Here is a 13,919-nt window from a genome sequence, read left to right as displayed (position 1 = left end):
TTTCGAGCAGTCGCTGAGTAGCGTCTGCCGGATGACGCTCTCTCATGATGTGGCCGGAGACGGTCCTGTGCTGGTGCTGTTGCATTCCGGGGTGTGCGACCGGCGGATGTGGGATGCCCAGTGGCCGGCCTTGATCGACGCGGGTTACCGGCTGGTGCGCTGTGATCTCCGGGGCTTCGGTGAGACTCCGGCGCCGGACCGGCCTCACAGCGACGCCGAGGATGTGCTGGCACTCCTGAACACTCTGGGCATCGCACAGGCGACACTCGTGGGTTCCTCGTACGGCGGGCACGTCGCTTTGGAGATGGCCGCGCAGTGGCCGGACCGGGTGAACGCCCTCGCGTTGCTCTGCTCAGCCCTTCCCGGGCATGAACCCTCTGCCGAACTGATCGCACTCGGCGAGCGCGAGGAAGCGCTGATCGAGGCGGGTGACATCGCCGGCGCGACGGAGTTGATGGTCGACACCTGGCTGGGACCGGACGCCGACGAGACCGTCCGCGAGGCGGTTCGCCAGATGCAACGGCACGCCTTCGAGCTCCAGATGTCCGCTGCCGAGGAGTTCGAGCCGATAGAAGCCGAGTGCGATCCGGCAGCCGTTCAGGCTCCCTGCCTTGCCGTGTCGGGCGCGCATGACCTGGCGGACTTCCGACAGATCGCGGCCCGGCTGGCGGACATGCTCCCGAACGCCGAGCACGTCGAACTGTCTGGGGCGGGCCATCTACCCAGCATGGAGCGGCCATCGGCTGTCACCGATCTGCTGATCGGTTTCCTCAGGGAGAGAGTCCCTGTCGGTTGATCCTGCTCGCGGCCCGTCCTGTCATGCGGCGTTGCGGAGGGGGCCGGCCTCTGGCTGCGCTCATGACCCGCCGAACAGCCCTTGGGCGCGTGCGGTCAGCTCAGCCGGGTATCGGCGTACACGGTCATCGCGTCGCGCTGGTAGACGGCGAGACCGTCGGCGATCCTGTCGAAGTTGGCCCGCATCTGCGGGTCGTCGACATAGGTCTGGCCCACTCCCTTGTAGGCGGCCGCGGTCGGGGTCCAGAACCGGCAGATGTTCTGGTAGTTGGCGTCCACCTCGGCCTGTACCGCAGGGTCGGACACCGGCGTGCCGGCCACCATGAACTCCGCCATACGGATCATCTGCGCCGTCACCTCACGCTGCCGGCGCTCCGTGTCCTCGGAGGTCATCGCGTCGACGGCCTGCCGGGACTGCTCCCATGCCTGCGGCCACCGCTCCCGTACCTCGGCCTCGGCATCGGAGGGGCTCTGGAACCCGTCGAAGAGGTTCTCCGGCTTGTTGATCTTCGTCATCCGGTCCTTGCCCTCACCTTCTTCCAGTTCGGCGATGGTGCGGCCGACCGTACGGGCCAGCGTCTCCAGCCGGTCCCGTTCCGCGAGCAGCCGTTGGTGGTGCTCACGGAGCACGGCCACCTGGTCGAGCCGGCTGTCCAGGACCGCCTGGATCTCGCGCAGCCCCAGGTCCAGCTCCCGCATCAGCAGGATCTGCTGCAACCGCAGCAGATCGGCCTCCTCGTAGTAGCGGTGCCCGTTGCTCCCGATCCATGCGGGTGGCAGCAGGCCGATCTCGTCGTAATGCCGCAGCGTCCGCGATGTCACCTTGGACATCCGCGCCACCTGCGCGATCGACCAGGCCATTGCCGGTGCCTCCCTCGCCGGGCCGGTCTCTCCGGCCACACACACGACCGTAGAAGTTGCCGCAACGGAAAGCGCAAGTCCGAAGCCCTGTGGGACGGGCACCAGGGCCTGACTCGTCGGACAGGCGCTGGTCGTCTGTCCTGAAAGCCCGCTCCCGCCTTCTGTTCCCATCGTCCCGGTCGTTGCCTACCCTCATGGGCAGGGCAGTCGGACCGCCGTCCCGCCCACAGGCTCCCAGCCCCCGAGTCGTGACAAGCTGATACCGAGGCCAGCTGGAGCCGCATCGCCGACAACACGGCTCCAGCCCCTGCCCTCCGGCGACGGGGCCAACTCCCGCAACACCGGCGCCGAGGGGCACCTCGCGCGAGGACTCCGGTAGGGGGGATCCGGTCCTCGCGCCCCGGCCGCCGCCGCGCGAGCGGCGGCGGCCGGATACGGGAAGCCTCCCACCGCAAGCGCTTCCGTGTCCTACTGCGGGGCGCTCCTCGTTACGTAAACAGGAAGCCTGGGAGGCGAGCCTGACGCCGCCCTGCGAACCGCACCCGGCCCGGTTGGATGACTGGTGCCGCTGGGGTAGAGGCGATTGCGGTGAAGCCCTGCGTCCCCAGGTCGTCGCAGCGGCCTGAGTGTCAGAAGTCCCAGTCCAGTTCGTCCTCGTCGACTGCGACAGGCAGGTACCCGTCCACCGCCTCGCCTGTCTCCAGAGCCGTGGCTGTCGCATCCAGGAGAGCCGGGAGCGACGCCCACATGGGGTGGGGCGAGAACGAGCATCCTGTTTCATGATCGGCGTCGCCGATCCTTCCGCGGCGACGGTAGGGGCGCATGTCCAGGATGAGGTAATCCCCCCTGCCGTTGTAGGCGATGGGGATCCACTGGGCATGCCACCACGGCCCGAATTCCCCGTCCGGGTCGCCTTCCTCTGCTCCCGCCAGCACATCTCCGTAGATCTTCATACGTGTCTGCCAGGCACTGGTGATGCCCTCCACCCCAAGCAGAGACCAGAACGGCGGCAGCAGGTCGCGGTGGCCCATGCCGTTGTGTCGCAGCAAGGACTCCACCAAGGGCTCGGGGAACGGCTGTCCGATGGCCTGTTCGGCCACGGCAATCGCCGAACGCTCCGCCGGAGGGCCAAGAGCGGCAAAGGTACGAGGCGTGTGCCGGGCGAGCCAAGCCTCTATACGGGTCCACGACTCGGATATCGACGAAGTCATCCTGGGATCGTGCCACTACGGCGCGCTGCTGCACGGGAGGATTCGAGACGGATGCCGACCTGATCCAGCGCACGTGCGGAGCGTCGCAGAACTGCCGGACGGGGCAGCCCGGGCCGACGCTCGCCTCCGTGCCCGCGCCGCTTCCGCTCAGCCCAGCGCGTCCATCAGGGCGGTGACATAGGCATCCAGCCGCTCCTCCACGACTTGCGTCGTCAGCTCTGTCCTGCCCGCCTCCCGCCACGGCTGCGCCACCAACCGCACTTCTTCCGAGCACGCCAGCCCGTCCCGCACCCGCCAGTACAGCCGTTCGCTCGCGGCTGCGGCCGGCACCCCGCCGGCCTCCTCATACGCCTCAGCGAACCGCAGCCCCCACGCCGGGCCGTGCAGCAGCGCGAGATTGGTCGAGCAGTGCGCCACGTCGAGATCCGCCGGGCCCCAGGAGGCCGCCGTCCAGTCGACGACCCCGGTGATCCGGGCACCTGCCGGCCTTGAAGGCGGCACGTCGAACGGCACGTTGCCGGGGTGGAAGTCCCGGTGCAGGAACCGCCCTTCATAGGACGGCGCGGGCCTACGGAGCATGTCGATCGCCGCGGCCCATGCCGCCGCGTCGACGCCCTTCGGAACCACGACTGTGTCGGCGGTCGTCAACGTGACATATTTCCGGGGCCGTTCGGCGGGTCGCACCGCGTGGATCTCGACGAGTTGACGAGCCAGCGGTGGAACGCGCGCCTGCAATCCCTCATCGGCGAGGACCGTCCGGCCCGCCAGATGTGTCATCAGGAGCGACGGATACTCGCAATGCGCGGCGGTCGGATCAACCGCGACCAGTCCAGGAGCCGGCACCCCGGTCCCCGTGAGCAGGGTCAGGGCGCCGGCCTCCCTGTTCAGCCGGTCCTCGGCGTGCTCCACGGAGAACGGGGCGGCGAAGCTCCGCAGCACCAGATCACGGGTGCCTCCGTCCCGCGTGCCGACGGTCAGCCGCCGCATCTCGGCAGTGATGCCGCCGTGCAACACCTCGGTTCTGACGATCCGTTCGCCGACTTCCAGATGCCGGCTCACCCAAGCCAGGGTCAACGGTCGGAGGGCCTGCGCCTCATCGTGGGTGCTCACCATGCATGCCACCCCAGCATCCGGGCGGAGGCACGCGCAAAGGCTTTCGTTGGCCCAGGCGGGCAGCAGGACGCCGGTCTGCTGGGTGAGCCTGTGCAGCACGGCAACCGGATGCCCGGCTGACGCCGCCCCCTGTCACCGTCCCGGCGCCGGCCGACCGTATAGGGCGGGCAGGGAGAGCCGTACGAGCGGGTGGGCCGTCGTGAGTGCGGCCAGGGCGAGCAGGAAGGCCGGGGCCGGGCCGAGCGGGACCAGGGCGGTGCCGAGTACCAGCAGGAAGCACAGCGTTCCGGCGGTGGAGTGCAGCGCCCCGCGCATCAGGTCGGCGGCGACGGATGCCCCCGCCGACCGGTGCAGGGCGGTGCCCATGACGGCCAGCAGGATCGGCAGTGCGGCCAGCACGCCGCCGAGGAAGGAACCGAGCGCGCGGGCGGTGGCCACGGCGCCCAGGACCATCAGGGCCGACACGGCCATCCGCATCGGTATCTCCCATGCCCGGGCCCGGTTCGTCGGCCGGGGCCCTCGGTCGCCGCTCGGCCGGGTCGCCAGACCGGCGAAGATCACGGCCACGGTCAGTCCCGCCGTCAGCAGGACGCTGCCGCAGAGCGCACCGGCCAAGCCGGCCGTGGCCGCGCCCGCCAGGGCGGCCAGCAGGGTCCACGCCGGCCGCAGGACAGGGGCGAGGCGCGCGTAGGCCAGTCCGAAGCAGACCACCACGAGGGTTCCCGTCACGCAGCCGTGTGCGGCCCGCGCCGCCGGTCCGGGACCGTAGGTCGAGCACATCAGCAGCAGGAACGGGCCCGTGCTCGTCGGCGCTCCGATCAGCTGACCGCCCCGCCGGGGTCCGAGCCTGCGCGCGACGACGGAGACGAGCAGCACAAGACACGGGGCCAGACAGACCCGGAGCAGCAGGATTTCCATGCCTGCGATGTTGGCACCGATATCGCCGATATTGGCTCGATGTTCTCGACGGTAATGGCGCTATGGATGAGGAAAACTCGGCTGATACGAGAGAACGCCGATGATCTGTAGCATGGGTTCATGGATCGTATCGACCGTGAGCTCCTCGCCCTGCTGCTCCGGGACGGCCGGGCGACCTATCAGGAGCTGGGTCGTCAGGTGCGGCTGTCGGCCAACACCGTGGCCGACCGCGTACGCCGTCTTGGGGCGACCGGAGTCATCCGCGGTTACCGCGCCGAACTGAACCTGGAGGCGTTCGGGCGCGGCATGGAGATGATCAGCGACATCCGCCTGGCCGAGGGTGTGGACCGCACGGCATTCGAGGCGCAACTGCGCGACGTGCCCCAGGTGATCAGCGCCATGAGACTCACCGGCGACTACGACTACCAGCTGCGCATGAGCTGCACCGACGCCCGCGAGTTCGAAGCCGTCATCGACCGGCTCAAGGCCGAACTCGGTGTACGGCAACTGCGCAGCCGCCTCGTGCTGCACGAGGTGTCACTCGGCCTCGACCGCATCCTCGAAACCTGACCTCAAGCCTGAAACTGCCGTCACCGCTCCCGTCGGCCCAGCGTGCTGCCCGTCACCGCGAGCACCGACAGCAGGATCAGTGCCCCGGCGGGACCGAGCACCGTCCAGGGCGCGAGTTCGACGTAGGGCTGGTTCTCGGAGAGGAGGCGGCCCCACTCGGGTGTGGGCGGCTGTTCGCCCAGGCCGAGGAAGCCCAGGGAGGCCAGTACGAGGACGGTGGTGGGGAGCCGTAGGAGGGCGTTGCGCAGGAGGGCGGGTCCGACGGCGGGCAGGAGGTGCCGGCGCAGCAGGTGCGCGCGGCCCGCGCCCAGGGAGACGGACGCGGCGATGTGGCCGCTCGCGCGCTCCTGTTCGAGCAACGCGGCGGTCTGGGCGGCATACGGCGTCCAGCCGACCGCGCAGACCGCGCAGGCGGCCCCGAACACCGATGGTCCGGTGACGCCCGCGATCAGCAGCCCGGCGAGGACGGCCGGCAGGGTCGACACCACCTCCGTCAGCCCCGCGCTCGCCCGCGGCACCATGCCGAGCAGCAGCCCGGCCAGGGCGCTGACCGCCGTCACTCCGAAGGCCACCCCCGCCGTGCGCAGCGCGCCGTGGCCGAGCCGGGCCAGCAGATCGCGGCCGAGCGAGTCGGTGCCCAGGGGATGGGCCGCGGACGGCCGCAGCAGCCGCGCCGCGGTGTCGACGTGCAGGGGGTCGCGCAGCAGTCCGGCCACCACGAGGCCCACCAGGACCAGCGCACAGCCTCCGGCGATCCAGCGCAGCGAGCGGGGCGGTACGAGCCGGGGCCGGTGCAGGGTGGGCAGGGCGCCGTCCCGCAGGGGCCGGCCGAGCAGGGCGTGGCGCAGCAGTCGTACGACGACACCGGCGGCCACGCCGAGCAGGACCAGGGCCAGTGTCGTGGTCTGGAGCACCGGGAGGTCCTGGGCGATCGCGGAGTCCAGGGCGAGCCGGCCGAGCCCCGGGATGTTGAAGATCTTCTCCACCGCGACCGCGCCGCCGACCAGAGCCACGACGGTCGGCAGGAACTGCGGCAGCACACCCGGCAGGGTGCGGCGCAGCGCGTTGCGCGCGAGGTAGGAGGGAGGCAGGCCGCAGGCGTGGGCCGTGCGCGCCCACGGTTCGTGGAAGGCGGCGGGCAGGGACTGGTCGAGCATTCCGCCGATCATCGCCCCGGACGGGATGCCGAGCGCGAGCGAGGGCAGCACCATCCACTGCGGGCCCTCCCAGCCGCTGGAGGGGAACCAGCCCCACCACACCCCGCACACCGTGGCCAGTACGGAGGCCAGCAGGAACTTCGGGAGCGAGGCGAGGACCGCGGCGGTCGTGCCCGTCCGGCCCCGGCCCAGCCGCCGCCGGGAGCCGAGGACGACCGTGCGGGCGCAGACCAGGGCGGCCACCAGCAGCGTGACGACGAGCGCGCCCAGCATCAGCGTCAGCGAGACCGACAGGGCGGTGGTGATCTGCGGCAGGACCGCTTCGCCGGACACCCAGGAAACGCCCGCGTCGCCGCCCAGCCAGTGCAGAAGATGCGCCAGCGGTCCTTGGTCGAGATCCAGCTGCGCCCGGATGGCGTCCAGTTGCTGCGCGGTCGGATCCTGGTCGGCGGAGCGGGCCCGCAGGACCGTCAGCGCCGGGTCGGTGCCGGACAGCCAGGGCAGCAGGCCGACCGCGGTCAGCAGCGCTGCCCCGGCGACGACACGACCGAGCGCCGCCGGCCACGGGAAGCGGCGGGCGGCACTGCCGTGAGTGGCCGTCATCAAGGGCTACTTCAGGTGCGTGTCGACGTCGATGAGGGAGCGCTCGCGGGGGTCGAGGAGCACGCCCTCGACATCGGTGGCGATGCCCTGCACGGCCTGCTCGTGCACGAGCGGGATCACGGCGTCGGTGCGCAGGATCTCCGCCTCGGCTCGCATGATCTTCTTGCGGCGCTCCTGCGTGTCGCCCTCCTCGGCGGCGGCCTTGACGGCCTTGTCCACGGCGGGGTCCTTCAGGCCGGCGATGTTGTAGACGCCGTCGCTCATGAAGTCGCTGGCGAGGTAGCCGACCGCGTCACCGGTGTCGAGGAGCGTCACGCGGGAGAAGACCAGCGCGTCGTACTTGCCGGCCAGGAGATCGGCCTCCATCTGCGTGTACTCGCGCACGTCCTGCTTGACCGTGAACCCGGCCTTCTCCAGCTGCTGCTGGAGGACGGTCGCCGCCTCCGGAAGCTCGGTGCGGTTGGTGTAGGTGGCCAGACGCAGGGTCCTGCCCTTGGTCTTCGTCTTCACCTCGGCGGTGGTGGCGGCCTTGGCGCGGCCGGTCACCGGCACGCGGTCCTCGGCGGCCCAGGGGACGGCGGGACCGAACAGGCCCTGCGCGGGATCGGCGTACCCGCCGAAGACGGAGTCGACGAGGGCCGATCCGTTGACGGCCTCACGGGCCGCGGCGCGCAGGGGGGCGTCGGTGAAGAGGCCGCTGCCGGTGTTGAGGATCAGGCTGTCCGTGCGGACCGAGGGCACCTCGTGCCGGGTGCCCTTGGGCAGCAGTTTCGCCTGGGCGGTCGGGATCCACTCGGCGATGTCGACGTCGCCGCCGCGCAGCGCGTTGGCGCGGGCGGTGCCGTCGGCGATCCAGGTGACGTCGATGCCGGGTGCCTTGGCCTTGCCGCCCCAGTAGCCGTCGTAGCGGTCGAGGGTCGCCTCGGTCTTGCCGGTCAGCTTGGTGATCCGGAAGGCGCCGGTGCCGGTGCCGACCGGGCTGACGGTGCCGTTCTTCGCGTAGGCCTTCGGGGCGAGGATCGCGAGCGCCGGGCTGGCCAGACGCAGCGGCAGGACGGGGTCGGCCGCCTTGGTGGTGAGGGTGACGGTGTCGGTGTCCTCGGCCTTGGCGGTCAGCGTCACGTCGCTCAGGACGCGCGGCTTGGGCGCGGCGGCGTTCGCGTGGTCGAGGGCGCTCACGACCGACTCGGCGGTGACCTGAGTGCCGTCCTGGAAGGTGGCCTTGCGCAGTTCGAAGGTCCAGGTCGTGGGGTTCTTCTGCGTCCAGGATCTGGCCAGGGCCGGGGTGGCGATGCCGTCCTTGCTCAGTGCGGTCAGGCCTTCGGCGACCGACAGCTTGCTCAGGACGGTGGCGTCGTTGCTGTAGGGGGACAGGGCCTGCACGGGCGGCACGGCCAGGGCGACCCGCAGCCGGCCACCCGTGGCCCCTTCGCCGTCCGTGTCACCGCTGTCGCTCTGGGCGAAGCAGCCGGCCAGCAGGGGGGTGAGGGCAAGCGCCGCGATGAGGCCGCGGGAGGTGGTGCGCATGTCTGTCCTGTCGTACGGGTGAGCTGATGATCGCAGCTTATAAGGGAAGCCTTACCGAATTTCCACCGGGTAGGTGAAATCTCAACGACCGGACGGTGGTTCCCCCGCGGTATCGACCCGCCCCCACCGTCCGTGGCAGGGTGAGGCCCATGAGCGAGGCCGACCCGGGGCTGTTCGGGCCCTCCTCCGTGACCTGGCAGATTCACGCCGACCCGACGATGTGGGTCGCCGGCGTCCGCGCCCTCTACCTCCAGGCGCTGCACCCGCGCGCGGTGCGCGGCGTCACGCAGAACTCCGACTTCCGGCGCGACGCCTGGGGCCGTCTGCTGCGGACCGCGAACTTCGTCGGCACCACGACCTACGGCACCACCGAGGCCGCCGAGAAGGCGGGCGCCCGCGTGCGGAAGATCCACAGCATGCTCGGAGCGACGGACCCCAACACCGGCGAGCGCTACGGCGTCGACGAACCCGAGCTGCTGCTGTGGGTGCACTGCGCCGAGATCGACTCCTATCTGCACGTCGGCCGCCGCTCCGGTCTGCGCCTCACCGACGCCCAGGCCGACCGCTACATCGGCGAACACCGCACCAGCGCCCGCCTGGTGGGCCTCGACCCCGACGCCGTACCCGCCGACCAGGCGGAGATGAACGCCTACTTCGAGAAGGTGCGACCGGAACTCGCCGTAGGAGAAGAGGCACGCGAGGTGGACGACTTCCTCCTCCGCCCACCGACGCATCCCCTCCTGGTCCCGGCGCGCGAACTGCTGTGGCGGCGCGTGGCACATCTGGCGTACGCCGCCCTGCCGCCGTACGCCCACCAGCTGTACGGCAGACCGGCCCCCGAACCCACCGTCGTCACCCGTCAGTTGCGCGCCACGGGCACCCTGTTGCGCTGCGTTCCCGCACGTCTGCGCTGGCAACTCCCGCCCAAACACATCCTGCGCGCCATGGACCGCCTCGGCCCGGGCTCCCGCCCCGCACCGTACAAACTCGGACGATAGCTCGCCATACTGGACCAGCCAGGGGTGGCGAGGCGACGAGCCAGGTGTGCGGGGCGAACGGGGGCGGTCGCAGGAGATGGGGGACAGCAGGCTGATCCAGGGCCGGTACCGGCTGCTCGATCTGATCGGGCGCGGCGGCATGGGCGAGGTGTGGCGGGCGCGCGACGAGTCGCTGGGCCGGCACGTCGCCGTCAAGTGCCTCAAGCCGCTCGGCACGGGCCACGACCAGGCCTTCACCCGGGTGCTCAGGGAGCGGTTCCGCCGCGAGGCCCGGGTGGCCGCCGCGCTCAGCCACCGCGGGGTGACCGTCGTGCACGACTTCGGCGAGTCCGACGGCGTCCTCTACCTGGTGATGGAACTCCTGGAGGGCCGCAACCTCAGCCAGCTCCTGGAGGACAACAAGCAGCATCCGCTGGCCGTGGCCGAGGTCGTCGAGATCGCCGACCAGGTCGCCGCCGCCCTCGCCTACACCCACCAGCAGGGCATCGTGCACCGCGACCTGAAGCCCGCGAACATCGTGCGGCTCACCGACGGCACCGTGAAGATCTGCGACTTCGGCATCGCCCGCCTCGGCCACGACATCGGCTTCACCTCCCGGCTGACCGGCACCGGCATCGCCATGGGCACCCCGCACTACATGTCCCCGGAGCAGATCGGCGGCTCCGAGGTCGACCACCGCAGCGACCTGTACTCGCTGGGCTGCGTGCTCTACGAGATCGCCACCGGGGCCCCGCCGTTCGACCTCGACGACGCCTGGGCGATCCTCGTCGGCCACCGCGACACCCCGCCCCGGCCGCCCCGCAGCCACCGCTCCGACCTGCCCGAGTACCTGGAGAAGGTGATCCTCGACCTGTTGGCCAAGCGCCCCGAGCAACGACCGCGCGACGCCCGCGAGTTGGGGCGCCGCATCGGTCTGGGCCGGTCCACTCCGGCCTACGTGCCGACCGTGGTGACCCCGCAGCCGGAGTTCCGCCCGCCCGAGCCGGCCGCCTCCCGCGAACCCCGCCTGCCCTCCTGGACGCGGGGCATGACCACGGGTCACAAGGCCGCCGGAGCGGCTCTGAGCACCACACCCCCGGACGCCGGGGCCGGTCTGACCGGGGAGTGGATCGCGCGCCCGGTGGGCGGCCGCCCCGAGGAACCCGCTCCGGACGGGCCGCCCACCCCGTCCCCCGAAGTGGTCACCGCGCTGGCCGGCCGCCACAACGCCGGGCTCAGCCTGGGACGGCTCGGCCGCTGGGCCGAGGCCGGCGAGGTGCACCGCGCGGTCGCCGCCGAACGCGAGCACCTCCTCGGACCCGAGCACCCCGACACCCTCGCCAGCCGCTACGAGGTCGCGTTCACCTACAGCCGCACCGGCCGGGCCGCCGACGCCCTGCGCGAGTACAAGCACGTCGCCCGCGCCCGGAGCGTGGCGCTCGGCCCGGACCACCCCGACACCCTCGCCGCCCGCCAGGAAATGGCCTACGTCCTCGGCCAGTTGGGCCGCCACTTCGACGCACACCAGGTGTACACGTCCGTCCTCGCCGCACGGGAACGCGGCATCGGGCCCGACCACCCCGACACCCTGCGCTGCCGCCACAACCTCGCCTTCAACCTCAGCAGACTCGGCCGCCTGGAGGACTCCTACCGCATGGCCTGCGACGTGGCCGCCGCCCGCGCCCGCGTCCTCGGACCGCACCACCCCGACACCCTCGTCACCCGCTACGAGGTCGCCTACGCGCTCGGCCAGCTGGGCCGCTGGCCGGAGGCCCTCCAGACCTACCGTGAGGTCGCCGAGGCCCGCGCCCAGGCGCTCGGCCCCGACCACGCCGACACCCTCGCCGCCCGCTACGAGGTCGGCATCAGCCTCGGCCGCCTCGGCCGCAGCGCGGAGGCCCTCCAGCTCTACCGCGACCTGATCGACGACCGCACCCGCGTCCACGGCCCCTCCCACCCCGAGACCCTCCGCGCCCGCCACGGCCTCGGCGTCAACCTCGGCCGCCTCGGCCGCTGGGAGGAGGCCCTCGCCGAGTCCCGCGACGTCTGCGCGATCCGCGAACGCGTCCTCGGCGCCGACCACCCCGACACCCTGGTCAGCCGCCGAGAGGTCGCCGTCGGCCTCGGCTGGCTCGGCCGCTGGTCCGACGCCCTCACCGAATACCGCCGCGTCGCCACCGCCCGCGAACACGTCCTCGGACCCGCCCACCCCGACACCCTCGCCAGCCGCAACGACGAGGCCCACTGCCTGGAACAACTCGGCCGGGGCGCGGAGGCGGTCGAGCTGTACCGCAGGGTGGCGGTACTACGCCAGCAGCACACCACGGGCGGACGCTGACCCGAAGGAGTCCCGGAACGACCAGCGGTACGTCCTGACCGAGCCGGCCCGGGACCCTCCGCCGAACGGCGGAAGGGACGCGCTGCCCGAACCGGCCCGGTCCATGACCCGCAACGTCGCCTGCACCTGCCCCCGGGCCAAGCCTCCCGAGGAGATCCGACGTTCCGTGGGCCCGCACAGCGTCCGTGGCTTCGTGAGCCGCTGCCCGCCGAGCAGCGCCCCTCTGGCCGATGTGGATCATCCCGTGTTACGAAGAACCATGCCTGCACACGAGGGACACCGCAGCTATGACGCCGTCGTCGTCGGCGGCGGGCACAACGGTCTGGTCGCCGCCGCCTATCTGGCCCGGGCCGGGCGGTCCGTGCTGGTGCTGGAGCGGCTGGAGAACACCGGCGGGGCCGCCGTCTCCACGCGGCCGTTCGCCGGGGTGGACGCGCGGCTGTCGCGCTACTCCTACCTCGTCAGCCTGCTCCCGAAGAAGATCGTCCGGGACCTCGGGCTCGACTTCCGCGTCCGCACGCGCACGGTCTCGTCGTACACCCCCGTCGAACGGGACGGCCGGCCGACCGGACTCCTGGTCGGCGGGGGCCCGCGGCGCACCCGGGAGGCGTTCGCCCGGCTCACCGGCGGCGAGCGCGAGTATGCGGCCTGGCAGCGCTTCTACGACATGACCGGCCGCGTGGCCCGCGACGTCTTCCCGACGCTCACCGAACCGCTGCCCACCCGGGACGAACTGCGCCGCCGGATCGACGACGAGGAGGCCTGGCGGGCCCTCTTCGAGGAACCGGTCGGCACCGCGATCGAGGAGCGCTTCACCGACGACCTGGTGCGGGGCGTGGTCCTCACCGACGCCCTCATCGGCACGTTCGCCGACGCCCACGACCCCTCACTGAAGCAGAACCGCTGCTTCCTCTACCACGTGATCGGCGGCGGCACCGGCGCCTGGGACGTGCCCGTCGGCGGCATGGGCGCCCTCACCGACACGCTGGCCGCGGCGGCCCGCGCGGCGGGCGCCGTCATCGCCACCGGCCACGAGGCCGTCCGCATCGACACGGACGGCCGCACCGCCGAGGTCACCTACCGCACCGCCGACGGGGAGGCCGTCGTCGCCGCCCGGCACGTCCTGGTCAACGCCTCCCCGCGGGACCTCGCCGTCCTCACCGGCGACCGGCCGCCCACCCCCGCCGAGGGCGCCCAGCTCAAGGTGAACATGCTGCTCACCCGGCTCCCGCGGCTCAAGGACGGCTCCGTCGACCCCCGCGAGGCCTTCGCCGGCACCTTCCACATCGCCGAGGGCTACGAGCAACTGGCCACCGCCCACGCCCAGGCCGCCGCCGGCGACCTGCCCGCCGCCCCGCCCTCCGAGATCTACTGCCACTCGCTCACCGACCCGACGATCCTCGGCCCGGACCTCGTCGAGGCGGGCTACCAGACACTGACCTTGTTCGGCCTGCACACCCCCGCTCGGCTGTTCGAACGGGACAACGACGCCGTACGTGAGGAACTGCTGAAGTCGACCCTCGCGCAGCTCGACGCCCACCTCGCCGAACCGCTCGCCGACTGCCTGGCCACCGACGCCGACGGACGGCCCTGCATCGAGGCGAAGACCCCACTCGACCTGGAGCGCGACCTGCGGCTGCCCGGCGGCAACATCTTCCACCGCGAACTGGCCTGGCCCTACGCCCAGGACGGCACCGGCCGCTGGGGCGTCGAGACCCGCCACCCCAACGTCCTGCTGTGCGGCGCGGGCGCGGTACGCGGGGGAGGGGTGAGCGGGGTGCCGGGCCACAACGCGGCGATGGCGGTCCTGGAGAGCGCCGGCCAGGGCCCGGAGGCTCAGGCCGGCTGA

11 protein-coding genes are annotated in these 13,919 nt (G+C 71.8%); 5 read left to right on the top strand and 6 right to left on the bottom strand.

Features of this window, described 5'->3' with window-relative positions:
- The first annotated feature begins 31 nt into the window (after positions 1–31).
- Positions 32–796, top strand: coding sequence for an alpha/beta fold hydrolase (locus SLINC_RS03675; RefSeq protein WP_067444925.1), 765 nt, complete (start codon positions 32–34; stop codon positions 794–796).
- Between the two features lie 95 nt (positions 797–891).
- On the opposite strand, the gene SLINC_RS03670 is transcribed toward SLINC_RS03675, so the two are convergent.
- The 4 genes from SLINC_RS03670 to SLINC_RS03655 form a co-directional block, all read right to left on the bottom strand.
- The gene (locus tag SLINC_RS03670; protein ID WP_067426580.1) at positions 892–1,656 is read right to left on the bottom strand and encodes a MerR family transcriptional regulator; all 765 of its coding nucleotides are present in this window, start codon (positions 1,654–1,656) and stop codon (positions 892–894) included.
- A 629-nt stretch (positions 1,657–2,285) separates the two neighbouring features.
- Complete coding sequence (locus SLINC_RS03665) at positions 2,286–2,867, bottom strand: SMI1/KNR4 family protein (RefSeq protein ID WP_067426578.1); 582 nt, start codon at positions 2,865–2,867, stop codon at positions 2,286–2,288.
- 147 nt (positions 2,868–3,014) lie between these two features.
- Positions 3,015–3,980: a phosphotransferase family protein gene (locus SLINC_RS03660; RefSeq protein ID WP_182449141.1), complete on the bottom strand. Its 966-nt coding sequence runs from the start codon at positions 3,978–3,980 to the stop codon at positions 3,015–3,017.
- A gap of 132 nt (positions 3,981–4,112) precedes the next feature.
- A complete protein-coding gene (locus tag SLINC_RS03655; protein WP_067426576.1) occupies positions 4,113–4,898 on the bottom strand; it encodes a hypothetical protein in 786 nt (261 codons plus the stop codon).
- Positions 4,899–5,018: 120 nt separating this feature from the next.
- On the opposite strand from SLINC_RS03655, the gene SLINC_RS03650 reads away from it, so the two are divergent.
- Positions 5,019–5,468, top strand: coding sequence for an Lrp/AsnC family transcriptional regulator (locus SLINC_RS03650; RefSeq protein ID WP_067426574.1), 450 nt, complete (start codon positions 5,019–5,021; stop codon positions 5,466–5,468).
- A gap of 20 nt (positions 5,469–5,488) precedes the next feature.
- On the opposite strand, the gene SLINC_RS03645 is transcribed toward SLINC_RS03650, so the two are convergent.
- Together SLINC_RS03645 and SLINC_RS03640 are read right to left on the bottom strand one after the other, a co-directional pair.
- Positions 5,489–7,228, bottom strand: coding sequence for an ABC transporter permease subunit (locus SLINC_RS03645; RefSeq protein WP_067426572.1), 1,740 nt, complete (start codon positions 7,226–7,228; stop codon positions 5,489–5,491).
- A 6-nt stretch (positions 7,229–7,234) separates the two neighbouring features.
- Positions 7,235–8,755, bottom strand: coding sequence for an ABC transporter substrate-binding protein (locus SLINC_RS03640; RefSeq protein WP_067426570.1), 1,521 nt, complete (start codon positions 8,753–8,755; stop codon positions 7,235–7,237).
- Positions 8,756–8,904: 149 nt separating this feature from the next.
- Here SLINC_RS03640 and SLINC_RS03635 point away from each other — a divergent pair, with 149 nt between their 5' ends.
- From SLINC_RS03635 to SLINC_RS03625, 3 genes are all read left to right on the top strand, one after another.
- Positions 8,905–9,753, top strand: a complete 849-nt coding sequence (locus SLINC_RS03635) for an oxygenase MpaB family protein (protein WP_107406546.1) — start codon at positions 8,905–8,907, stop codon at positions 9,751–9,753.
- 76 nt (positions 9,754–9,829) lie between these two features.
- Positions 9,830–12,070: a serine/threonine-protein kinase gene (locus SLINC_RS03630; RefSeq protein ID WP_067426564.1), complete on the top strand. Its 2,241-nt coding sequence runs from the start codon at positions 9,830–9,832 to the stop codon at positions 12,068–12,070.
- 259 nt (positions 12,071–12,329) lie between these two features.
- Positions 12,330–13,919, top strand: a complete 1,590-nt coding sequence (locus tag SLINC_RS03625; RefSeq protein ID WP_067426562.1) for a phytoene desaturase family protein — start codon at positions 12,330–12,332, stop codon at positions 13,917–13,919.

The sequence above is a fragment of the Streptomyces lincolnensis genome, from assembly GCF_001685355.1.
Taxonomy (GTDB): domain Bacteria; phylum Actinomycetota; class Actinomycetes; order Streptomycetales; family Streptomycetaceae; genus Streptomyces; species Streptomyces lincolnensis.
This window is presented reverse-complemented; position numbering and strand designations above follow the sequence as displayed.